This is a genomic window from Acinetobacter soli, from assembly GCF_000760595.1.
GTDB lineage: Bacteria > Pseudomonadota > Gammaproteobacteria > Pseudomonadales > Moraxellaceae > Acinetobacter > Acinetobacter soli.
Genome location: NZ_BBNM01000006.1, coordinates 157,048 through 179,410 on the forward strand (window position 1 = coordinate 157,048; position 22,363 = coordinate 179,410).

At 44.2% G+C, this 22,363-nt stretch carries 21 protein-coding genes; 9 read left to right on the plus strand and 12 right to left on the minus strand.

Features of this window, described 5'->3' with window-relative positions:
- Nucleotides 1–178 precede the first annotated feature (178 nt).
- Nucleotides 179–1,591 carry a GGDEF domain-containing protein gene (locus Aso01_RS09230; protein WP_004935015.1) on the plus strand — a complete coding sequence of 471 codons (1,413 nt, stop codon included), beginning with the start codon at nucleotides 179–181 and terminating at the stop codon, nucleotides 1,589–1,591.
- A gap of 94 nt (nucleotides 1,592–1,685) precedes the next feature.
- On the plus strand, nucleotides 1,686–2,045 hold the full coding sequence (locus tag Aso01_RS09235) for a hypothetical protein (protein WP_004935014.1): 360 nt from the start codon (nucleotides 1,686–1,688) through the stop codon (nucleotides 2,043–2,045).
- A gap of 27 nt (nucleotides 2,046–2,072) precedes the next feature.
- Here the strand turns inward: Aso01_RS09235 and bfmS are convergent, their stop codons facing one another.
- Both bfmS and bfmR read right to left on the minus strand, forming a co-directional pair.
- Nucleotides 2,073–3,734, minus strand: coding sequence for a sensor histidine kinase BfmS (bfmS, locus tag Aso01_RS09240; protein WP_004935013.1), 1,662 nt, complete (start codon nucleotides 3,732–3,734; stop codon nucleotides 2,073–2,075).
- Between the two features lie 46 nt (nucleotides 3,735–3,780).
- On the minus strand, nucleotides 3,781–4,497 hold the full coding sequence (gene bfmR, locus Aso01_RS09245; RefSeq protein ID WP_004935012.1) for a response regulator transcription factor BfmR: 717 nt from the start codon (nucleotides 4,495–4,497) through the stop codon (nucleotides 3,781–3,783).
- Between the two features lie 544 nt (nucleotides 4,498–5,041).
- On the opposite strand from bfmR, the gene Aso01_RS09250 reads away from it, so the two are divergent.
- The 3 genes from Aso01_RS09250 (at nucleotide 5,042) to Aso01_RS09255 (ending at nucleotide 9,474) form a co-directional block, all read left to right on the plus strand.
- Complete coding sequence (locus tag Aso01_RS09250; RefSeq protein ID WP_004935011.1) at nucleotides 5,042–7,864, plus strand: ribonucleoside-diphosphate reductase subunit alpha; 2,823 nt, start codon at nucleotides 5,042–5,044, stop codon at nucleotides 7,862–7,864.
- A gap of 60 nt (nucleotides 7,865–7,924) precedes the next feature.
- Nucleotides 7,925–8,056 carry a hypothetical protein gene (locus Aso01_RS15950; RefSeq protein ID WP_004935008.1) on the plus strand — a complete coding sequence of 44 codons (132 nt, stop codon included), beginning with the start codon at nucleotides 7,925–7,927 and terminating at the stop codon, nucleotides 8,054–8,056.
- A 134-nt stretch (nucleotides 8,057–8,190) separates the two neighbouring features.
- Nucleotides 8,191–9,474 carry a ribonucleotide-diphosphate reductase subunit beta gene (locus tag Aso01_RS09255; protein WP_004935006.1) on the plus strand — a complete coding sequence of 428 codons (1,284 nt, stop codon included), beginning with the start codon at nucleotides 8,191–8,193 and terminating at the stop codon, nucleotides 9,472–9,474.
- 107 nt (nucleotides 9,475–9,581) lie between these two features.
- Here Aso01_RS09255 and Aso01_RS09260 read toward each other — a convergent pair whose 3' ends face one another.
- The 6 genes from Aso01_RS09260 to Aso01_RS09285 form a co-directional block, all read right to left on the minus strand.
- Nucleotides 9,582–9,917 carry a YegP family protein gene (locus tag Aso01_RS09260; protein WP_004935003.1) on the minus strand — a complete coding sequence of 112 codons (336 nt, stop codon included), beginning with the start codon at nucleotides 9,915–9,917 and terminating at the stop codon, nucleotides 9,582–9,584.
- Between the two features lie 148 nt (nucleotides 9,918–10,065).
- On the minus strand, nucleotides 10,066–10,470 hold the full coding sequence (locus tag Aso01_RS09265) for an NUDIX hydrolase (protein ID WP_004934999.1): 405 nt from the start codon (nucleotides 10,468–10,470) through the stop codon (nucleotides 10,066–10,068).
- A gap of 45 nt (nucleotides 10,471–10,515) precedes the next feature.
- The gene (locus Aso01_RS09270) at nucleotides 10,516–10,860 is read right to left on the minus strand and encodes a zinc ribbon domain-containing protein YjdM (protein ID WP_004934995.1); all 345 of its coding nucleotides are present in this window, start codon (nucleotides 10,858–10,860) and stop codon (nucleotides 10,516–10,518) included.
- A 63-nt stretch (nucleotides 10,861–10,923) separates the two neighbouring features.
- A complete protein-coding gene (locus Aso01_RS09275) occupies nucleotides 10,924–11,493 on the minus strand; it encodes a DUF2939 domain-containing protein (protein WP_004934992.1) in 570 nt (189 codons plus the stop codon).
- Between the two features lie 103 nt (nucleotides 11,494–11,596).
- Nucleotides 11,597–11,983, minus strand: a complete 387-nt coding sequence (locus Aso01_RS09280) for a ribonuclease E inhibitor RraB (protein WP_004934989.1) — start codon at nucleotides 11,981–11,983, stop codon at nucleotides 11,597–11,599.
- 126 nt (nucleotides 11,984–12,109) lie between these two features.
- Nucleotides 12,110–12,769, minus strand: coding sequence for a pseudouridine synthase (locus Aso01_RS09285; RefSeq protein ID WP_004934988.1), 660 nt, complete (start codon nucleotides 12,767–12,769; stop codon nucleotides 12,110–12,112).
- 190 nt (nucleotides 12,770–12,959) lie between these two features.
- On the opposite strand from Aso01_RS09285, the gene ygfZ reads away from it, so the two are divergent.
- A complete protein-coding gene (gene ygfZ, locus Aso01_RS09290; protein ID WP_004934984.1) occupies nucleotides 12,960–13,685 on the plus strand; it encodes a CAF17-like 4Fe-4S cluster assembly/insertion protein YgfZ in 726 nt (241 codons plus the stop codon).
- A 144-nt stretch (nucleotides 13,686–13,829) separates the two neighbouring features.
- On the plus strand, nucleotides 13,830–14,537 hold the full coding sequence (locus Aso01_RS09295; RefSeq protein WP_004934981.1) for a DsbC family protein: 708 nt from the start codon (nucleotides 13,830–13,832) through the stop codon (nucleotides 14,535–14,537).
- Between the two features lie 21 nt (nucleotides 14,538–14,558).
- On the opposite strand, the gene Aso01_RS09300 is transcribed toward Aso01_RS09295, so the two are convergent.
- Nucleotides 14,559–15,281, minus strand: a complete 723-nt coding sequence (locus Aso01_RS09300) for an aspartate/glutamate racemase family protein (RefSeq protein ID WP_004934978.1) — start codon at nucleotides 15,279–15,281, stop codon at nucleotides 14,559–14,561.
- 173 nt (nucleotides 15,282–15,454) lie between these two features.
- Between Aso01_RS09300 and Aso01_RS09305 the strand changes: the two genes are divergently transcribed.
- Nucleotides 15,455–16,891, plus strand: coding sequence for an NCS1 family nucleobase:cation symporter-1 (locus Aso01_RS09305; RefSeq protein WP_004934974.1), 1,437 nt, complete (start codon nucleotides 15,455–15,457; stop codon nucleotides 16,889–16,891).
- 205 nt (nucleotides 16,892–17,096) lie between these two features.
- Nucleotides 17,097–17,918, plus strand: coding sequence for a tetratricopeptide repeat protein (locus Aso01_RS09310; RefSeq protein ID WP_004934970.1), 822 nt, complete (start codon nucleotides 17,097–17,099; stop codon nucleotides 17,916–17,918).
- Nucleotides 17,919–17,961: 43 nt separating this feature from the next.
- Here the strand turns inward: Aso01_RS09310 and Aso01_RS09315 are convergent, their stop codons facing one another.
- From Aso01_RS09315 to Aso01_RS09325, 3 genes are all read right to left on the minus strand, one after another.
- Nucleotides 17,962–18,885, minus strand: a complete 924-nt coding sequence (locus Aso01_RS09315) for an AEC family transporter (RefSeq protein WP_004934967.1) — start codon at nucleotides 18,883–18,885, stop codon at nucleotides 17,962–17,964.
- Nucleotides 18,886–18,947: 62 nt separating this feature from the next.
- The gene (locus tag Aso01_RS09320; protein WP_004934964.1) at nucleotides 18,948–20,060 is read right to left on the minus strand and encodes an NADH:flavin oxidoreductase/NADH oxidase; all 1,113 of its coding nucleotides are present in this window, start codon (nucleotides 20,058–20,060) and stop codon (nucleotides 18,948–18,950) included.
- 21 nt (nucleotides 20,061–20,081) lie between these two features.
- On the minus strand, nucleotides 20,082–22,259 hold the full coding sequence (locus tag Aso01_RS09325) for a TonB-dependent receptor domain-containing protein (protein WP_004934961.1): 2,178 nt from the start codon (nucleotides 22,257–22,259) through the stop codon (nucleotides 20,082–20,084).
- Between the last annotated feature and the right edge of the window lie 104 nt (nucleotides 22,260–22,363).

Here is a 22,363-nt window from a genome sequence, read left to right on the forward strand (position 1 = left end):
GTCATTTGAGTCATTGGCATGATTTATCACGTTCAATCCGATTTGCACCACAATAGCGCAAGCATAATAAATTTAAATTATGATTATTCATCCTTTTCATAAATTATGGTTAAATGCGCAGCAGAATGAAAATGTAACATTTTATTAAGAGCGTCATCTTATTTTAAGGCTTGATTCTATGGTTCACTACTTTAGAAATACGTTATCACGCTCTACAAAGCAACATTTTATTTTCTTTTTTATTATTATTTTTCTCTGCTGTACTTTGGGTATTTTAACCCGCCCCTTAAGCTTTCTTGCTTCTTTCTGGCCTGCCAATTCGATTTTTCTTGGTCTCTTAATCCGTTATCCCACTCTGCGCAATCGTTACGCGCTCACAGGTGGAATACTTGGGTATTTAGTATCAGACAGTATTTTTGGTTCAAGTCTGCCCGAAATCCTTGTTCTGACTTTGGCCAATCTGTGTTATATCGCAGTCACCTTTGGGTTATATCATCGTTTTATTCGCAAATTACAAGGCAGCTATCAAGGCTATTTTTATTTGTTTTTATTTAGCTTTTGCGCAATTGGCAGTTTCGCAGGTGCTTTATTTGCAAGCCTATTTGTTCCCATGATTAGCCCGGTATTTATGCATGGTAATTTCTGGATTGAACTGGGCGGCTGGTTTACCGCAGAGATGCAAAATGCCTTGTTGCTATTGCCTATCTTAATTAGCTTGCCATTTCGAAATGAACTTAAGCATTTCTTTCAAACGCCTATCGAATTTCAGCATCTGCTCCCCGTCATGAGCGTGACCGCTGCGCTTGTTTTCTGCTTTTATGACAATGGACCCGGTTCTGTGCTTTATCCGATTGCGGTATTGATCTGGTGTGCGCTGACCTATCGACACTTTTCAGTCACGATCATTACCTCGATTAGTGCCAGTTTGTTACTGTACCATTTGACCCATAATTACATCGCACTGTATCCGCAAGAATATCTTGAAAACAGCATCTCAATTCGTTTGGGTATGATCATGATGGTGATTGCCCCGCTTACCGTGTCGAATATCAACAGCATTCGGAGCCGGTTGATCGAAGATCTAGAGTATATAGCCTCGCACGATGAACTGACCTTAAGTCTTACCCGTCGTTATTTTTATCAGACCGCACGCACACTATTTACGAAAATATTAGGCAACAGCACACCAAGCGCACTGCTGATGCTGGACATCGATCACTTTAAATCGGTGAATGATAACTATGGTCATTTTATTGGTGATCAAGCCATTAAACTGTGCGCGCATACCATCAAATCATGCCTAAGACCCAACGATATTTTGGGCCGCCTAGGAGGAGAAGAGTTTGCTATTCTTTTACCTCAAATTGGAGCACATGAAACCTTCTTACTGGCCGAGTGCATTCGTAAAAAGGTCAGCGAACATCCGATTTACTTATCCAATAACCATCCTATTTATATTCATGTCAGTATTGGCATTAGCTTTTTTCAGCCGAACCACACGGCATCCTTAGAACAAATGCTCAAAGAAGCCGATCAGGCATTGTATCGAGCCAAGCAACATGGACGAAATACCATCTCGAGTTACTCATAACTTGTTTCAATTCAGCTACATGCTTTAATCATCTTTATACACTGACGTGCTGTGTGGATGTGTATGCTGAAAAGACAGAATAAGGAGTAAAAGAATGAGCCTTGAATTTACACATAAACCGAATTATTTCTTTTATGCGCAATTACTTGTTCGCCATATCGAAACCTATGCGCAAAAACACGCCGATGCAGATCACGTTACTTTTGATTTAAAAGAAATTTATCAATTATTTCGTGAAGACTTTGCTTCAACGACCACAAACCTTGAAGGCATTTTAAACATCAGTGATGAATACCGTGTAGAGACATTGGCAGGTGGGGACCAAAAACTAATTAGCCATTACAAGATCGATGCTGAAAACAATACACTGAGCGTAGACTTCAACCAAGATGCATTAGCTGCATTAAAACAAGGTAAACCGTTGATTGCACCGGATGCCAGTCTTTATCAGTAAATTTAACACTTAAAAAAAGAAGGCAGCTTATGAGCTGCCTTCTTTCATTTTAAACTGATTTTTCTTCTTCAACGTTTGATTAAAACGCTTGGCCGGCCAGCGCATGATAAAACGCGCCCCGCCCAAATCTGGACTTTCATCTACTTCAATTGTGCCACCAAACCAGTAAGCAATGCGACTGACGATAGAAAGCCCAAGCCCATAACCACCCGAAGCACGGGTTCGACTGTCATCAAGTCGTGCAAATGCCTCAAAAATTCGTACACGGTCTTCTTCTGCAATGCCCTGCCCGTCATCTTCCACACAGATGTAAGCATTACCGTCGCCTTGAATACCCCCACTGATTCGAACTTTATGATCGCAGTAGCGTACCGCATTACCGACCAAGTTTTGCACCACACGGTGTAAATAACGTCGCTCTGCATCGACCATAATGGCGGTCGCAGGTGGAATCAGCTCGATTTCTTTTTGGGTTTTGAGTGCTTCGGTTTCGACTGCTACCTGACTCAACAAATCGAGCAGAATAATTTCCTCAAAATCCAGCGATGGCGTACCTTGCTCAAGCTTGGCATAAGTCATGATTTCATCAATCAAGGTATTGAGTGCCTCAATATCACGATCAATCATTTCCATTTGTTGAATACGGTAGTCGTAATCGTCTTCTTCTGCGAGCATTTCCATACCAAACCGGATTCGTGCCACTGGTGTACGCAGTTCATGCGAGACAGCTCGCATCAGTTCGCGCTGTGCCTCAATCAACCGCTGAATATGGTCGGACATATTGTTATAACTTGAAGCCAGATTGGCCATTTCATCGCTTCCCTCGATCGGAACACGAAGCGACAAATCTCCTGATTTCATGCGGTTTAAGGCATAACGCACCTGACGGATCTTGCGCTCTAGCGGCAAGATTAAGCCATACACCCCTAAGCTAAGCAGAAACAAGCTAAACAACGTAATACCGGCCGATAACTGAAACGGCATCCAGTTAAACATTGGAACCGGACCGAGCACCAATACATTGAGTGGATTGTTCGGCATAGGTGAAATAATCGAAATGGTCGTACCACGAATGGTGGCATTATCACGGTATAGCATAATGCTTTGATTTTGACGAAGACGACCAATCTGCTCTGAATCAAGATTCAGATCTTTCACATTATAAATATTGATCGGATAAGAAAAATGCGTCTGGATTTTTTCGACGTATTGCTTTTCTTGACCCGGATAATAAATCAAGTAATCCAAAATAAAGATCGGCAGCGCTTTCATCTGGCGCTCACCGATTTTATCGACCTTAATATAGAGAAAATGCTGTGGATCGCTCCGTAGTCCGATAATCACATATGCAATAGAGGTTTCGGCATCATACCGAACCACCGATTTTTGTTCTTCTATACGTTTTTTTTCGGTGCGGGATAACTCGATTTTACTGGCATCGACATAATAAATCGGTAATTCCAGTAAATCTGAGGCATCGGAAATCCAGTCCAGCTTTTGCTGTTTAGTCGGCTGACGAGCAATACTCTCACTGATCACAAAGGAAATACCATCGGTCAATGATTCACGGTATTCCTGTGCGCGCTGATAGTTAATGATCTGGACAAGCAGATAGCCAAATAGGGCCACCAACATGACCAGTACCACCAAACCCGCATAAATACGTAAAAATATACTGTGCTTAAACACTCGATCAGCCTTAAACAAGAAGTGCTCTTGGTCTCAATGGTAAAGATTATAAGCCATTAGTTTCTTTTACAAACAAATAACCTTTACTACGAACGGTTTTAATTCGTTTCGGATTTTCTGGATCGTCACCAATTTTTGGACGAATACGAGAAATACGAACATCAATCGAGCGATCCTGACCATCATATTCGATGCCACGTAAACGCTCGAAAATATCTTCACGCGACAAAATGCGACCAGCATTAGAGGCAAGTAACCACAACAAATCGTATTCGGCGCTGGTAAAATCGACCAGTTCACCATTGAGCGTCACTGAGCGTCCGCCATTATCGATGACTAGATCATCAAATTCGATACGCTGTGCCACTTCGTCTTCTACTGTTTTGTCGGTACGACGCAACAAGGCACGGATACGCGCCAACAATACGCGTGGCTGAACAGGTTTTGCGACATAGTCATCGGCACCCATTTCAAGGCCTAACACCTGATCCATATCTTCGGTACGTGCAGTTAACATCAAAATAGGTTGATGATAATGAGGGCGCACTTCGCGACAAACCGTTAAGCCATCGGCACCAGGCAACATCACATCAAGTACGACTAAATCTGGTTGTTCGCCAATAATACGACGAATCGCGCGATTACCGTCTGTTTCGACCCCCACTTCCAATCCATTACGGATCAAATATTCTTGTGTCAGACGTGCAAGACGCTCGTCATCTTCAACAATTAAAATCTTGGGTAACTTTTCTTCTTGGCTCATACTTTTGCCCCTATCATCTATTAAAGTGTCTTGTTCAAAAACCAACAATTACACCGACATAATAGATTGCAATATACACACGTTTACATTGTAAACAAGTCCTCGTTCACCAAACTGATACACGTCCGTTGTATTTTGTTGCATTTTTATTAAGTGTTGAATTTTCAGGTCTTTTTAAATATTTTTCCGCCTCAGATCACAAGTTCACCAGTCGTCGCAAAGACCGTCCAATTATTAAACAAATTATTTCACCGGACCAAAACAACAGCACTGAACGAGTGTTTTTTGAGTTATCCACACAGTTATCTATACGTGTTTTTAGCAGCCTTTGTTATGCTATGCACCACAGAATCATGCACATAGAATTTGGAAAAAAAATTAAAGAAAAGTCAAGATTGATATCCTGCCAAAATTCCCGTATCTTGTGCCTATAAACTATATTAACCACTAAGTCTTGTGTTTATCCCTCAAACATCGTGCACAAATTTGCCCGGTTCAAATGGTCCATGAACATAAATACAGATCACAATGGAGCTATGCTGACATGAGCGTAATCACTTCAACTCCTGGACAACTTCAGGTGATTAAACGCAATGGAGAAGTTGCTACCTTTGATGCAGAGAAAATCTCTGTTGCGATTGGAAAGGCATTCTTAGCTGTTGAAGGTCAGCAAAGCGCTGACTCAAGTCGTATTCATGACCGAATCAGTCAATTAACCGAAATGGTGATGAACACCTTTAACCGTCGCTTACCTTCTGGCGGTACTATTCATATTGAAGAAATTCAGGATCAGGTTGAACTTGCGCTGATGCGTACTGGCGAACAAAAAGTTGCGCGTGCTTACGTGATTTACCGTGAGCAGCGTAGTACTGCACGCCAGCAAGCAGGCGCCAACCATCACCCAACCTTACAAATCACCGACAATCAAGGTCAGCTTCAACCGCTTGATCTCGATGCACTAAAAGCCACTGTTGAAAAAGCAGCGGAAGGCCTTGAAGGCATTAACATTCAAGCAATTGTCGATGAAACTGTTAAAAACCTGTACAACGGTGTCAAAATTAGCGACATCGCCACCACCATGATGATGGCAACACGTACACGTATTGAACAAGAGCCAAACTATACCTACGTGACTGCGCGTTTATTACGTAACGAACTTGTGGCAAAAGGCCTTGAGTTTTTGGGTTTACCAGAAGACACCCTAGAAAGCGATGCGCTTGAAACTTTCCTGAAAAAAGGGATTGAGCTTGAGCTACTAGACCCAGAACTCTTAAAGTTTGATTTGGCGCAATTGGCGGCAGCGATTAAACCTGAGCGCTCAAACCAGTTTACATACTTGGGCTTACAAACGCTTTACGACCGCTACTTCATTCATTCAGATGGCGTGCGTTACGAATTGCCACAATTGTTCTTCATGCGTGTCTCGATGGGTCTGGCGCTCAACGAAGAAAACCGTGAAGCACGTGCAATCGAGTTTTATAACCTACTTTCAAGCTTTGACTACATGGCGTCTACCCCGACCCTGTTCAATGCCGGCACACTACGCCCACAGTTGTCGAGCTGTTACCTCACCACGATTGGTGATGACCTTTACAACATTTATGGCGCGATCCGCGACAATGCGATGCTGTCTAAATGGGCGGGCGGCTTAGGTAATGACTGGACACCAGTACGCGCACTCAACTCGTACATTAAAGGCACCAATGGTAAGTCTCAAGGTGTTGTACCGTTTTTGAAAGTAGCGAACGATACAGCTGTTGCGGTTAACCAAGGTGGTAAGCGTAAAGGCGCAGTCTGTGCATACCTAGAAACGTGGCACCTCGACATCGAAGAATTCCTAGAGCTTCGTAAGAACACGGGTGATGACCGCCGTCGTACACACGACATGAACACGGCCAACTGGGTACCAGACCTGTTTATGCAGCGTGTGTTTGAAGATGCAGAATGGACGTTGTTTACGCCATCTGAAGTACCAGACCTACACGACTTGACTGGCGAAGCATTTGCAGAGCGTTATGCGCACTACGAAGCGATTGCTAAAGAACAAGAGCTGTTGCACAAAAAAGTCCGTGCGCAAGACTTGTGGCGTAAAATGCTTTCGATGCTGTTTGAAACAGGCCATCCGTGGATTACATTTAAAGATGTATGTAACTTACGTTCGCCACAACAACACGCAGGCGTGGTTCACTCTTCAAACTTGTGTACAGAAATTACGCTCAACACCAGCGAAGATGAAATTGCAGTATGTAACTTAGGTTCGATCAACCTTGTTCAGCACGTACAAGGTGGTTCACTTGACCGTGAGAAACTGGCCCGTACCATCAAAACTGCTGTGCGTATGCTCGACAACGTTATCGACATCAACTACTACGCAGTGCCACAAGCGAAAAACTCGAACTTGAAGCACCGCCCTGTGGGCATGGGCATCATGGGCTTCCAAGATGCACTATATGAATTAGGTCTTGCTTACGGTTCTGATGCAGCGGTTGATTTTGCAGATGAATCGATGGAAGTTATCAGCTACTACGCGATTCAAACGTCAAGCGACTTGGCGGTTGAACGTGGTGTGTACTCAACCTTTAAAGGTTCACTCTGGGATCAGGGTATTTTGCCAATCGACTCACTAGATATCGTAGCAAAATCACGTCCGGAGCGTATGTTTGAAGTAGACCGCACTCAACGCCTAGACTGGGATACTCTACGCGCTAAAGTGCAAAAAGACGGTATGCGTAACTCAAATGTGATGGCGATTGCACCAACCGCCACCATCTCGAACATTTGTGGCGTTTCACAGTCGATTGAGCCAACCTTCCAAAACCTGTATGTAAAATCGAACTTGTCGGGTGAATTTACGGTCATCAACCCATACCTTGTACGCGCTTTGAAAGAACGCGGCCTGTGGGACACCGTGATGGTTAACGACCTGAAACACTTTGAAGGTTCGGTACAAAAAATTGCGCGTATTCCTGAAGAATTAAAAGCAATTTTTGCTACAGCATTTGAAGTTGAGCCACGCTGGATTGTTGATGCAGCCTCTCGTCGTCAAAAATGGATCGATCAAGCGCAATCGCTGAACTTGTACATTGCAGGTGCAAACGGTAAGAAACTTGACATTACCTATAAAATGGCATGGTTGCGTGGCCTCAAAACGACGTATTACCTCCGTGCATTAGGTGCCACTTCTGCCGAGAAGTCGACCATTAACACTGGCGCATTAAACGCAGTTAAAGCTACCGCGGCTGCAGCACCAGTGGCAGCAGTTGCGCCAGAAGTAAAAGCAGAAACCACTGAAGATGGCTTTACACAAGCTGCTCCAGTGCCAATGGCTTGCTCAATCGATAATCCTGACTGCGAAGCGTGTCAGTAAAACATCCCTTCAGGAACGTTTCGGTTTGAGGCGTTCCTGATTGAACATGAGGACAACACAATGTGGCATCTGACTCACAACTATATGCTTGGTTTGGCGGTGCTCATTGTGGCCTCAATTGTGTTCTACACGCCCTTGGTTTACGCGTTTTTGAAAATTCGTGAACAACAGCGTAATCAAAATAAGTCGTAGGGATATTTGTTCTATTCAGTAATTTTAGAGCAGTTATCGATAAAACTTAATTTTGCTTACACAGAATAAGCGTATAGTAAAGATATCTTCCAAAAGATATCGAAAACGATATTAACAACGAAGAGAGAATTGATATGTCTATCCTGAGTTGGGACGATTTAGAAGATGATTCGCAAAAACCGGCTGCACATGAACACCAGTCTGCGCCCGTCGATACGAAAGAAGCGCCAGCTACGCCGTTGGTATCTGCTACAGAGCCATCATCGCCGAGTGTGGCAAATGTACAATCCACTGGAACCGATTCCGTGCGATCAACAGATCCAACCGATCCGGTGGCTCGAGCATCTGAATCCTTAAAGCATCTGGATATCAGCGCTGGTTTGCAAGAGATCGAAACAGGTGCAGCGCGTGTACAGGTTGACGACAAGGCAATGATCAACTGCCGTGCAGACTTAAACCAGCTTGTGCCGTTTAAATACGAATGGGCTTGGCAGAAGTACCTAGACGGATGTGCTAATCACTGGATGCCACAAGAAGTTAACATGAACCACGACATCGCGCTTTGGAAGTCTGAAAATGGCTTGACTGAAGACGAGCGTGTGATTGTGAAACGTAACTTGGGCTTCTTCTCGACTGCCGACTCTTTGGTCGCGAATAATCTGGTTTTAGCGATTTACCGTTTGATTACCAACCCAGAGTGCCGTCAGTACATTTTACGTCAGGCGTTTGAAGAAGCAATTCACACCCATGCGTACCAGTACTGTATCGAATCGTTGGGTATGGATGAAGGCGAAATCTTCAATATGTATCACGAGATTCCAAGTGTCGCGCGTAAAGCGGCATGGGGCCTTAAGTATACACAATCGCTTAGCGATCCTACTTTCCAAACAGGTACACCTGAAACCGATCAGCAGTTACTGCGTAACCTGATTGCGTTTTACTGTGTTCTTGAAGGGATTTTCTTCTACTGTGGCTTTACCCAAATTTTGAGTATGGGCCGCCGTAACAAGATGAACGGTGTATCTGAACAGTTCCAGTACATTTTGCGTGATGAATCGATGCACGTAAACTTCGGTATCGACATGATCAACCAGATCAAGATTGAAAACCCAAGTTTATGGACTGCCGAATTCCAGCAAGAAGTGATTCAGATGATTGTGGAAGGTACTTTGCTTGAAATCGAATACGCTCGTGACACGATGCCACGCGGTGTATTGGGCATGAATGCGGCCATGATGGAAGAGTATTTGAAGTTTATCTGTAACCGTCGTTTGGCACAGCTTGGCTTACCAGAGCAATACCCTGGCGTGAACAACCCGTTCCAGTGGATGTCTGAGATGATGGACTTGCGTAAAGAGAAGAACTTCTTTGAAACGCGTGTGACAGATTACCAAACTGGTGGTGCGTTGAGCTGGTAAAGGCTGAATGCAATATCAAAAGTAAACCGCTCATCGTAGCGGTTTATTTTTACTCTTAAAACGTTAATTCAATCTTTCAATACTTCTTACACCCATTTTCATTCCCTTCACAGCGTCAAATCTTTCACTGTTGTACTGGTGCCATTATTTTTAACCGATTCAATGCCTTTATCACGTGAAGCTTCAGAAGCATAAAACTGGCTGCTGCCTATAATTTGATGATTGGCTGCTTTTAAATTGAAATAGGGTTTACCATTTTTTGCTGTTAAACGATCATAGCGTGCATCATCTGGGCTATTTTTTTGTACCGATGCAATCCCATTTTCCGCCGATGCTTTAGCCTTATAAAGCTCGCTAGTCAAAATAATTTCACCATTGCCTGCTTTAAGCACAAAACGATATTGACCATCGTTTGCCTGACTCAGTTCATACCAACCCGCCATATCTCCTTGCCTCGTATTTGTAATTTTGCTTGTTGATTTATTGTTCAATCAATATAAGACACTTCAAGCAACTTGGGTAGATTGTTTTTTATACATTTTATTGCGAAGATTTGTCGGTTTTATTAAGAGCAGACATCAAACATTATGATTAAAATTTACGAAAAATCACCTCTCCACTAAAGTAAATACAGTCTTCTACGCGCTGGCGCTGAACAGCACTCAATTGCTCAAGATCATGGTAAGCAAAATCGGAATGCTCATGACTCAAGATAATGTCGGCCGCGGCATCTATATGACAACGAAAAATACTTACATGCGCGTTAATTTCAGCATGCAAATAAACACCCGTGAGTGCTTCAACCTCAATCTCGACACCAAGTTCTTCACGGCATTCGCGCTTTAAACCTTCTAAAATGGTTTCATCAGGGTCGATCCCACCGCCCGGTAAGCCCCATGCAAAATCGCCATAAGTGGCTTTGAGCAATAACACTTGACCTGTGCGATTGGTAATGACCGCATGTGCCCCCACGCGGTAAACATCTGAAAATGCCATACATCCTCACTAAAAAAGGGAGTAAAAAATACTCCCTTTTTAATATTATGCTTTTTTTACAAACTCGGATTTGAGCTTGATTTGTCCAATACCTTCAATTTTACAATCGATATTATGGCCATCGGACGAGCCTGCAACCAAACGAATATTTTTGACTTTGGTTCCCACTTTGACCACAGATGATGACCCTTTAATTTTTAGATCTTTAATTACTGTGACGAGATCGCCATCTGCCAGAATATTTCCATGCGCATCTTTAATGGTTTCATTTTCATCGGATGGTGCACTTTCCCCTTCTTTCCACTCATAGGCACATTCTGGGCAAATCAATAAGTCATTCTCTTGATAGGTATATTCTGACTGACACTTGGGACAATGCGGTAAAGACATAAAAAAACTCGAAAAGCTGTATTATGCCGTGAATGCGCTGTTTTTAAAAATCTGGATGCCTTGTTAAAACGGAATTTTGATATCGACCAGCTTCCAAGACCATCCGGAACGGTGCAATATAAACTGGACTTCTTTGTCTTGCTGGGTTTGTAGCGTGACTTCAAAAGCATTCCAAGCTTCGTAATGGCCCGAGTAGCGCATAGCAGGTTGTTCTTCAGCTGTGGTCGCTTTGGGGGCATCCGATTCGGGGTTAGAATGCATATCTTGATTCAAATGTTGCTCAAGGTACGAACGCTCAAAGCGCTCTTTCAGTGCTTTGCCTTGTAACAGTAACATCATACCCTCGGGAGTCAGCGCAACTTCGACCAATCGATCCATTAAGCTTGATGCCACCAAGGCACCTAAAGCATTTGCAGGGCCATTTTGTTGATCTTGCAAATCACCCAAACGAATGTGGATACGTTCTTTTAAATGTGTCTGAACGCTCGGAAAATCGATATAGCGAGATAGCGTCTGTGCATCATTTTTTTGCACAGCATTCTGGATTTGATAAACCACCCAATACGGCGATGCAACCACATACCCCAGAATAACCAGCACCAGAAGTATAAGAAGATATTTAAGCGTTTTCATTGAGTGTGCCAATATCTCCTTTTACTACATGATACTGGTAAAGTCTTATGACTCAGCATAAAACAGAAGCATAGGTTTGAAATACGAATGAACATCTGGCTGCTTAATTATGAAGCTGTTCGTCGTCCTCTTCGTATTCGTACAAGTAGCTCATGCAGCCCCAGCCGTCGTAATCGCCGTTAAACTCCTGCCCGATACGCGTAAACCACTGCTCTAGATCTTCAATATCTTCATATTCCGGAATCATGGTGACATGAATATTGAGCACCCATAAATCTGAGCCTTCAATATGCTGGTCTTCTTGAAAAAAAGACACTTTTTGTTCTTGGTGCAACAAATGCATTGCGCATTTTTCAAGATCGGCCTGCTCTTTAAATACGATCGAAAATTCAAACTCGTGTGGCTCTTTCAGGTCATTGCCATCTTCAACCATCTGCCAGAGCACATTGCCATTGTCGTCGTCTGGAAATAATTCGTAATTTCGGCTCATTCTTTTATCCTTGTTGTGATGGTGCAAAAGTCTGTTTTTAGCTTAGCTTACTTTTATGTCAATTTTAGCGTCGGATACGTTTTATTACTCAATTTTATGTCATGGTATCCAGAGCATATACCAGAATTAAAACGGCACTGTCGAACTCAATTCGAGCGCTAAACCTTTGATCGGATGAGCCAAGCTAAGACGTGTGGCGTGTAGTGCCATACGACCAAGTGCAAAATTCTGCGGTTGCGGATGGTACAGTTTGTCGCCCAGAATCGGATGACCAATATGCATGAGATGCACACGGAGCTGATGCGAACGCCCAGTGACGGGTTCAAGCCGCATACGGCTTTGCTGAGTAAGAGCACAATATTCCAAACGCGCATATAGGGTTTTGGCAGATTTACCCGTTTCAAAATCAATTTTCTGCTTGGGGCGGTTTGGCCAATCGGTGATAAGTGGCGCTTCGATACAGCCTTGGGCGTCGGGGCATCCTTGCACCAACGCAGTGTATTCTTTTTTGATTCGGCGCAATTGAAAGAGTTTGCTGATGGCCACTTCCGCGTCACGATGCTTGGCAAACATGAGTAAGCCGGAGGTAGCCATATCCAGTCGATGTGTCACTCTCGCCTCTGGATACATCGTCAGCACACGTAAATAGGCACTGTCTTGATGCTCAGGCAGACGGCCCATCACCGACAATAATCCCGCAGGTTTATCCACCACAATCAGGTCATGATCTTCAAAGATAATATCGAGTGGATGTTGGGGCGGATTATAAATAAAGCCTGAGCGCATACAGCTGGTGTGTCTTTTACTGGAAACTGGCTGCGCACCATATCAAGCACATTTTTAACTGTCAATTGGGGTGTAAAACTGCTCTTATTTAGAAACAGATGAGACACAAACAATCTGTAAAAGCTGATTTTTTTGATGAAATAGCGCAGAATAGTTAGCATATTTTTATAGAACTCAGGTTAGAAGTTTTATGAGCGATGTCGCTTTTACTGCATTTTCATTGATTGGTGTCGATGCACAAAAATTTTTGCAAGGCCAAGTGTTATTGCATGTCGAACGCTTAGCCGAAAACACCACCCGCTATACCGGAATTTGCGATTTAAAAGGCCGTATTCATTTCGGTCTATGGATCACCAAGTTGAACCCTGAAGAGTTTATTTTGGTCACCACACACGATCAGGGTGAAGAATTTGCCAAGCACATCAAAAAGTACGGTGCATTTTCTAAAATGAAACTGGACACACTCGGCCCGGTTTTCCCTACCATTCAAGACACTACGACCGTATTTTCAAATGCCGAGACAGATGTTGCCGCTTGGCAGCTTGCGGCCATTGAGTCGGGTCAAGCATGGATTTCTCAGGCCACCGAGCATGTGTTTCAACCGCAAGAGTTACGCTTGCATCAACGCCTTGGTGTGGACTACGACAAAGGCTGTTATTTAGGTCAGGAAGTGGTTGCGCGCCTCTGGTTTAAAGCCAAACCTAAGCGCTGGTTACACTTGGTGGCAGGTCAAGGTGATGTACCTGCCGCAGGTCAGCAACTGCATGCAGATGTTGAGGTGGTCAACAGTATCGGCACAGCCACAGGCTTTACCGCTCTGGTGGTGGCCAAGCTAGCAGCATTAGAACAAGCAGCACTTGAGCTACATGAATTACCTGCACATTTAAGTGGTGACGTTGCTCGCCCACAAAGTTAAAGCAAAGCATGAAAGGCTCAAATATCAGCGTCGGTGTTTGAGTCTTTGTTTTTTATACCTTAGCGCTGCATTAATCACATTTTGTAACCAAAACTACGCCATTATTTCGGCATTATGCTTAAAGCATTTTTGTTTGGAATTTTTATGAAACTTTGGCTTCATACATTGGTTTTGAGTTTGGCGGGCATGGGTTTGGCACATGCCGATGTAAACACGGTACAACAAAATTTAAAAAAGAATTATCCAGATATTGCGGTCAGCTCGGTCAACCCGACGCCCGTTAAAGGCATTTACGAAGTATTGACGCAGGGTCAAATTGTTTATACCAGTGACGATGCTCGGTACTTTTTGGTCGGTAACTTGGTTGATCCGAAAAATCAGCGCAACCTCACCGCAGAGCGTATGCAGCAGGCCAATAAAATCAACGTGGCAGATTTGCCTTTAAATCAGGCCATCAAACATGTCAAAGGCAATGGCAAACGGGTGCTGTATGTTTTTAGCGATCCTGATTGTCCATACTGCAAACGCCTTGAAAAAGAGCTGAGTCAAATCGACAATGTGACCATCTATACCTTTCTTTATCCATTAAAGAGCTTGCATCCAAATGCCGAAAAGATTGCAGCTCAAATCTGGTGCTCAAAAAATCCGTATCAGGCATGGCAAGATTACCTGATTCGCGATCAAGCACCGACCGCCTCTGCACAGTGCGCAACGCCTATCCAGAAGAATCTGGCCTTGGGTGAAAAGCTCAACATTTCAGGCACACCGACAATGTTTTTGAAAAACGGCGAACGTCTTGCCGGTGCGATGGATGCCGCAAGTTTGAATACCGTGCTAGATCAGGCCAAATAAGCAGGTTGCTCAGTTTTGGGGTTATTTCGATAATGGATAATCGTAATCACCCCATTTGCTGGTCTGGATTCCCATACCATGTAAACCTTCAATCAGTTTCACCGCAGAACGCACACCATCGATAATCGGAATGCCAATTTCCTGACTCACACGATCGGCCATTTCGGCCATACCACCACAGCCCAGCACAATGGCGCCAATTCCGTCTTGCATTTTGGCCTGCTGACAGCTTTCGAGCAGTTTGATATAGGCATATTCCTTGTCATTTTCTAGGGCGAGAACCGGCAAATCGATACAGCGAATTTTGGCACAGTGCCCTTCAAAGCCATATTGTTGCAATAAATGCTCGGCAATAATTCGGGTACGTGACAAGGTGGTGACAATGGAAAATTTGGTCGCCACCAAAGTCGCCATATGAAACGCCGCTTCGGCAATACCAATTACAGGAGCTTTTGCCAGCTCACGTGCAGCATGTAATGCAGGATCACCGAAACAGGCAATAATGTGCCCATGCACCCCCTGCTCGCGTCCTTCTCGAATTAAATCGAGTACACCAATGGCCGAAATCGCCTCATCGTAGTGCCCCTCAATGGACGGCACGCCTGTTTTTGGATTTTGCGCAATAATCTGGGTAGAAGCTGCGGCCACTTGCTCAGCGGCCAGACCTATAGAGTGCGTCATTTCTTCACATGTATTCGGATTAATCACTTGAATGCGTGTATTTATTGCTTCATTTTTGCGCACGATGCTCTTCCATTTTTGCTCGAGATATTGCCCGATTCTCGCATGTAAATTTTAAAAGACACAAGACATCCTCAATAAAATCATCACTTTCATTATTTTTGATGATGACACGGTGGAATTGGCGTGAATCCTGCATGACTGGTCTGAACAGTTCATCCGCATGATGTAGCACTATGACAGACAATTCAAATTACAGTCCAAAATTGACCAATGAAGATTTGGCACCCGCTAAACAAAACTGGTCGTGGTATAACATTTTTTCATTCTGGATGGCCGACGTACACAGTATGGGTGGCTATATTGTTGCAGCCAGCCTGTTTGCACTCGGACTGGCAAGCTGGCAGGTTTTTCTGGCATTAATCGTGGGTATTGTGATCGTTCAGATCTGCGCCAATTTGGTTGCCAAACCAAGCCAAGTGTCAGGCGTACCGTATGCCGTTATTTCCCGACAAGCCTTTGGGGTCTATGGTGCCAATATCCCGGCATTGATTCGTGGGTTAATTGCCATTTCTTGGTACGGTATTCAAACTTGGCTGGCATCGAATGCGCTGATGCTCATTTTGCTCAAATTTTTTCCAAGTCTGCAACCCCTCACGCTCAATAGCTTTGCTGGCTTAAGTAGCATTGGCTGGATCTGTTTTGGCTTTATGTGGGTATTACAGGCCTTGGTATTTTGGAAAGGCATGAATGCCATTCGGGTATTTATCGACTGGGCAGGCCCGCTGGTATACGTGGTAATGTTTATTTTGGCAGCGTATCTGGTCTACAAGGCAGGCTGGAGCAATATCTCATTTAGTTTAAGCGAAAAAAATCTCACGACTGGTCAGCAAATTACCCAAACATTTGTAGCCATTGCGTTGGTGGTTTCTTATTTTTCTGGGCCACTTCTTAATTTTGGTGATTTCGCCCGTTATGGCCAAAACATGCAACAAGTGAAAAAAGGCAATTTCTGGGGTTTGCCATTTAACTTCATTTTCTTCTCTCTGATCACCGTGGTTACTGTCTCGGCGACCTACAGCGTATTTGGCAAAATGGTGACCGATCCGCTGGAAACCGTTGCCATGATTGACAGCACGGTGGCCGTGGTATTGGGCCTGATTACAGTACTTACAGCTACCATTGGCATTAATATTGTGGCGAACTTTGTGTCTGCCGGATTCGATTTTTCTAATATTTTCCCACAAAAACTGAGCTTTCGTGGTGCAGGGATGATTGCCGCCTTAGGCTCGGTACTCATTACTCCATGGAATTTGTTTAACTCACCAGAGCTGATTCATTACACCTTAGATGTACTGGCCGCATTTATTGGCCCGCTCTTTGGTATCTTGATTGCAGATTTTTATTTTGTAAAAAAACAGCAGGTAATGGTCGATGAGTTATTCAATGACAAGAGCACGGGACAATACTGGTATAAAAAAGGTGTGAATCCAAAAGCAGTTTGTGCGCTAATTCCTGCTGTCGTGATTGGCTTAGTATTTACACTGGTGCCTGCGCTACAACATCTCGCGCCGTTTAACTGGTTTATTGGTGCATTTCTTGGCGCAAGCTTCTACCGTTACTTAAGCCGCGAAGAGGTGAAAGCCATTCAACGGGCTATGATCAAACCTTAATACACGCTGCTTTTCTTCATAAGCTCTCCATTTTTGGGGAGCTTTTTACATGGTCTCCCCAGAACGATACGCCTTGTAGCAAAATCCTGTAAATTGTCTCGATTGAACCATTTACATTCGGCATAAATTACTTAATATGAACTAGATCACAAAACACAAATACTCATCAACGGAATGATATGAGTAAGCATTAGGATTTTGGTACATGAAAAAACAGCTTCTTGCCCTTGTTGTGGCGCTATCGACTACAGTGAGTTTTGCAGCAACCGCACCGCAAGCCCAAGGCAGTAATCCTGCACAAGGCACCCCGTTTGAAAAAGCAGAACAGCTTTATAATCAAAAAAATTATCCAGCGGCTTATCAGGAAATTGACCGTCTGGCCAAAACAGGTAATGCGCAGGCCATTTATAATTTAGGCTTTATGACCGAACTGGGCCAAGGGACCAGCAAAGATGCGAAAAAAGCCTTACGCTATTATGAAGAAGCATCGAACAAGGGCTATTCAGTTGCCACTTATCGACTGGCCCAGATTTATTCGATTGGTGATTTGGGCGTAGCAAAGGACGCTCAGAAATCACGCCAGTATCTAGAAAAAGCATCGAATGCTGGCTTTGATGAAGCAACGGTGGAGCTGGCGGTATTGCTCTTTGCAGAGAATAAACCGGCGTCAGATCAGCTTGCTTTGCAAAAACTCAATCCGCTGATCAAGCAAAATAATTACCGTGCCATGCACCTTAAAGCCATCTACGACATCAGTCAGGGCTTTAAAACCAAAAATGAAGCGACCGTTAAATCGGGCTTGAGTACCATCGAAACACTGGCCAAAAAGGGCTATGTTCCGGCCTTGATGGCAGTGGGCAATATGATGGCCAATGGCAACATTGTGCCGCAAAATCTAGATGAAGCAAAAAAAATCTTTACCGCGCTGGCGCAAGAAAATGTGCCTCAAGCTAAAGAATCTCTAGCAGCGGTAAATAAACTGATTGCCGAAAAAGCCAAAGCGCCAGCGGCAAAAAGTAAAAGCTAACAATGCGTGTCACTTTGCCCGATTGTATCGGGCAAATGTGATTCTACCACCACAAGATAATCAGCATGCTCACCCCTATAAAGCCAATAACTGTACTGAGCATAAGCGGCGTGAGCGCGCGTTCATTGAGTCCGTAGGCTTGCCCGAATATACCAAAGGCGATCGGCATGGGCAAAGCGGCCAAAATGGTTCCGGCATGCAGCATTTCCTCACTGACATTAGGCAAAACACTAAGCAAGCTAAAAATAAGCAGTGGCATGAGTAGCACTTTCATACCGACCAAAAGTGCACTTTGCAGGTTTAAGGCTTTAATTCCCATGCCGACCAGACTGCCACCAATTGCAAATAATGCTAGAGGCGACGCCGTTTTTCCGAGTAACTCCAATGATTGATTCAGAAGTGCCGGAAGTCTCAAATCGAGCAAAATACAGCTCATTCCCAAAATAATTGCAATAATGACTGGGTTTTTGAGTAGGCTTTTTGCCGTTTTGATCACCAATGGAAAAATCGCCTGTTTTTCTTGCATCCCCGCTTCGGCCAAGGCCAATACCAAAGCCAGAATCAACAGATTTTCTAAAATCAGGGTAAGCGAAATATAGATGGCAGCATGCGAACCGATCAGCATGGTCAAAACAGCGGTACCAATAAACCCGGTATTTGACATTGAAGCCCCCATGGCCATCACTGCCGTCGGGGTGAGCGAATAAGTAAAAAAGTAACGATAAAAACAAAAAGCCAAGGCAAAAATTACCAAGGAACCACCGCCATAGGCTAAAAAATAAGACGGATGCCAGATGTCGTTTAAGGTTTTGTTCGATAGCGCAAATAACAAAAATGCAGGTAGGGCGATTTTGATAATAAACGCACTGAGTGCCTTGATTTGCTCAGGCGTAATCAGGCGAATGGAGACGCTGATATAGCCTGCAAGTAATAGCAGAAAAATCGGAACAATGACCTGAACAACCACGACGGGATTCCTTGCGTTAAAAACTAAAAAAAGACGCAATTGAATTGCGTCTTTTCAAATGATTAATGTTGAAACGGTTTAAAAAGCTGCTTAAGACCATGCGGTTGACAACGCAGATACTGTGGTGAGATTTCAATCTCGGCACCCAAGGCTGCCGCTGCATGCCATGGCCAGCGTGGATCGTACTGAATGGCACGGGCAAGTGCTATGGCATCGGCTTCGGCATTTTGTAAAATGGCTTCGGCCTGATCTGGCTCGGTAATCAAGCCCACCGCAATCACTGGAATTGCAACTTTTTGCTTAATTTGCGCTGCAAAAGGAACCTGATAATTGGCGCCTACATTAATCTGTTGCATACGGTGTAAACCACCGCTCGAAACATGAATATATGCTGCGCCTAATTGCTCAAGCGCCTCTGACAAACCGACACTGGATTCGATATCCCAGCTCTCGGTAGACATCCAGTCGGTTGCGGAAATGCGCACACCCACCGGATATCCTTCAGGTACCACCGCCTTGACGGCCTGAAGCACCTCGAGTGTCAGACGGATACGGTTTTCAAATGAACCGCCGTATTCATCATCTCGTAAATTAGACAATGGCGACATAAACTGGTGCAACAGATACCCATGTGCTGCATGCAACTCAATCAAATCAAATCCCGCTTCCACCGCACGACGTGCAGCAGCCACAAAATCGTCTTTGATTTGCTGGATTTGCTCGAGTGAAAGAGCTTGTGGCGGCGCATCGTGCTCACCAAAACCAATACTGCTCGGTGCAACTGTTTGCCAGCCGTGCGGATCGTTTTCAGGAATTTGACCACGCCCTTGCCAAGGCTTGTCTGTCGAGGCTTTACGGCCAGCATGCGCCAACTGAATGGCAAACGGCATCGGCGAAAGTTGTTTGACTTTGCTCAGTAAAGTTTTGATCTGATCACGCTGCTCATCATTCCACAGCCCCAGATCGGCATAACTGATTCGTCCTTCGGGCTGTACCGCCGTGGCTTCGATAATACATAACCCAGCGCCCGATAGCGCATAGTTTGCCCATTGCTGCTCGTGCCAATAGGTCACTTCACCCTGATCGGTTGCAGAGTACTGACACATCGGTGCAATCACGATTTTGTTGCTCAGACTCAATCTTTCAAACTGAATTGCTTCAAATAACTTCGCCATTTTAGTGCTTACTCTCTCAGATTAGAACTGTTTGACTACGCGGATGCCCGCACTCCAGTTACGTCCGTCGGCAGGTTCAAAGAAACGGCCTTTGGGTTGAGTTGAATCATTAACAATCACAGAGCCGACATAATCTTTGTCGAGTAAATTGTCCACTCGTCCAAATACATTGACCTTCCATGCTTGCATACTCCACACGTAACCTGCATAGGCTGCCATAACGGTGTAGCTTGGTGCTGTATCAGAATTTTTATCATCGACATAAATTTTGTCGTTGTACTGTGCATCGAGCCCTGCATAGAAGCCCGTTTGAGGCTTCCAAGTGATTCCCACATAGCCCTGATTTTTTGCAATACCCGGAATTTTATTGCCTGATGTAATGGCAGCGACGCTTCCACGTGCTGGTACATCGGCATCGAAGGTCGCATCGAGATAACCATAACTGGCCGTAGCCACCAGATCACGCCAGAGGGCTTTATTCCACGTCAGTTCAATCCCCTCACGTAAGGTTTTATCGGCATTGCGAAAGGTTGCACGGCCGTTGATACTGCCTGCCGAGACAATGTCATCCTTGGTTTTGGTTTGAAATGCAGCCAAAGTAAAATCACCCAGTCTGTTTTGCGATTTTAGCCCTGCTTCATAGGTATCGCTGGTCGATGCATTTAAATCAAAGTTAAATCCTGAAATATCTGGATCTGGGTTATACGCCATCTCGGTAAAGGTAGGTGTTTCAAAGCCTTTGGCATAACTAACATAGGCTAGTAGTTCAGGCTGAATTTGCCAGCTTAAGGCTGCAGACGGCAATACTTTCGAATATTCCGTTTTACCACTGTCATCTGGATTAGTTTCTTTTGCAGTATTGCCTATCACGATGTAATGATCATCTGACTTATAGTGAACATTACTGTAGCGAACCCCTGTATCAAGACGCCAAGCAGGTAAAAACTGCCATGAGGCTTGTAGATATGGGTCGAGATTCCAAAGCGTATTTTTTTCGTCGCGCTTGAGTTCGCCCTTAATACCAAGCTGTTCAGCATCATTATAGTTTTTATAACCGTGACGATCTTCATCCATAAAATCCAGTGCCACACCCGCACTCAGCGTGGTGTGAGGAAGCAACTCTTTTCCAGTCCAGCGAAGGTCTGCACCGTAATAATTTCGGTCAAAATCAATTACACCACCAGCTTGTTTAATATTTTCTTGTATCTTACTAAATGCTGGACCAACGAAAGGTGCAGGAATCGACTGGTATTGTGTGACTTGACGATTCCCCAGATATCCCATCATATACAATTCATTTTGATCGTTGAGGGGTTTGGTCCACGTGAGGCCGGTTTGGGTTTGCTCAATCTCTTTACGCACGTCATAAAGATTATTGGCATCATTAACCTGTTTTGGATTGGCTTTCCACTGCTCACGTGTCAGACCTTGCGGATCATCGGCATTGATTTTGACATAATTGGTAATCCAGTTAATTTTTGAACCATCATCTAGATTCCAAGTCAGTTTGGCGTTGTTCAATACTTTTCGGGCTGCGCTGTGGTCACGATAACCGTCTGTGTCGAAGTAAGATGAACTGATTACATAACTCGGTTCGTTCGGCGCTTTGGCACCGCCTTGCAAAATAATGCCACTACGGCCTTTATCGTGACTGCCGCCAGAATATCCCAGCTCAATCGAATCTTTGCCCTGACCTTCTTTAGTGGTGGTTAAAATGGTGCCACCTGAAGAATTTCCATATAAAGATGAAAATGGTCCAGTGAGTACTTCAACGTGATCCAAACTGCTTAAATCGATATTGGAAGTTTGCCCCTGACCATCTGGCATAGTGGCCGGAATACCATCAACATATAAACGAATGCCGCGCACACCAAAAGTTGAGCGTGCACCAAAGCCTCGCATTGAGAGCTGCAAATCTTGTGCATAATTTTCACGATTATTAATTTGCAGGCTTGGAATCCCTTTCACCACTTCGGTGAGATTCACTTGTGCAGATTGCTGCTGCGCTGGTGCATCGACACGAAAAATAGATGCAGGTGTTTGCAAATATGTGGTGCCAGTACGGGTGGCTTCAACCTGAATGACCGGGAGTGTCAGCGGGTTGTCTGCGGTATCTTGTGCCCAAACAGAGCCTGTCGCCCCTAAACCTGTTGCTAAAAATATGCAGTGAGAAAGCGTATTGAATCGTAAAAAACGCATTCATTTATCCTTATCTTGAAATCTTTACCCAAAAAGAAAAGTTTTAAAAGCCCAACGAATGTCTGACTATCATATCGATAAAAAACGATTTTATCGATGTCTGA

What these genes read in the sequence shown, in the direction of transcription:
- Aso01_RS09230 (WP_004935015.1), top strand. Translation starts at nt 179, where the DNA reads ATGGTTCACTACTTTAGAAATACGTTATCACGCTCTACAAAGCAACAT.
- Aso01_RS09235 (WP_004935014.1), top strand. Translation starts at nt 1,686, where the DNA reads ATGAGCCTTGAATTTACACATAAACCGAATTATTTCTTTTATGCGCAA.
- bfmR (WP_004935012.1), bottom strand. Translation starts at nt 4,497, where the DNA reads ATGAGCCAAGAAGAAAAGTTACCCAAGATTTTAATTGTTGAAGATGAC.
- Aso01_RS09250 (WP_004935011.1), top strand. Translation starts at nt 5,042, where the DNA reads ATGAGCGTAATCACTTCAACTCCTGGACAACTTCAGGTGATTAAACGC.
- Aso01_RS15950 (WP_004935008.1), top strand. Translation starts at nt 7,925, where the DNA reads ATGTGGCATCTGACTCACAACTATATGCTTGGTTTGGCGGTGCTCATT.
- Aso01_RS09255 (WP_004935006.1), top strand. Translation starts at nt 8,191, where the DNA reads ATGTCTATCCTGAGTTGGGACGATTTAGAAGATGATTCGCAAAAACCG.
- Aso01_RS09260 (WP_004935003.1), bottom strand. Translation starts at nt 9,917, where the DNA reads ATGGCGGGTTGGTATGAACTGAGTCAGGCAAACGATGGTCAATATCGT.
- Aso01_RS09265 (WP_004934999.1), bottom strand. Translation starts at nt 10,470, where the DNA reads ATGGCATTTTCAGATGTTTACCGCGTGGGGGCACATGCGGTCATTACC.
- Aso01_RS09270 (WP_004934995.1), bottom strand. Translation starts at nt 10,860, where the DNA reads ATGTCTTTACCGCATTGTCCCAAGTGTCAGTCAGAATATACCTATCAA.
- Aso01_RS09275 (WP_004934992.1), bottom strand. Translation starts at nt 11,493, where the DNA reads ATGAAAACGCTTAAATATCTTCTTATACTTCTGGTGCTGGTTATTCTG.
- Aso01_RS09280 (WP_004934989.1), bottom strand. Translation starts at nt 11,983, where the DNA reads ATGAGCCGAAATTACGAATTATTTCCAGACGACGACAATGGCAATGTG.
- Aso01_RS09285 (WP_004934988.1), bottom strand. Translation starts at nt 12,769, where the DNA reads ATGCGCTCAGGCTTTATTTATAATCCGCCCCAACATCCACTCGATATT.
- ygfZ (WP_004934984.1), top strand. Translation starts at nt 12,960, where the DNA reads ATGAGCGATGTCGCTTTTACTGCATTTTCATTGATTGGTGTCGATGCA.
- Aso01_RS09295 (WP_004934981.1), top strand. Translation starts at nt 13,830, where the DNA reads ATGAAACTTTGGCTTCATACATTGGTTTTGAGTTTGGCGGGCATGGGT.
- Aso01_RS09305 (WP_004934974.1), top strand. Translation starts at nt 15,455, where the DNA reads ATGACAGACAATTCAAATTACAGTCCAAAATTGACCAATGAAGATTTG.
- Aso01_RS09310 (WP_004934970.1), top strand. Translation starts at nt 17,097, where the DNA reads ATGAAAAAACAGCTTCTTGCCCTTGTTGTGGCGCTATCGACTACAGTG.
- Aso01_RS09320 (WP_004934964.1), bottom strand. Translation starts at nt 20,060, where the DNA reads ATGGCGAAGTTATTTGAAGCAATTCAGTTTGAAAGATTGAGTCTGAGC.
- Aso01_RS09325 (WP_004934961.1), bottom strand. Translation starts at nt 22,259, where the DNA reads ATGCGTTTTTTACGATTCAATACGCTTTCTCACTGCATATTTTTAGCA.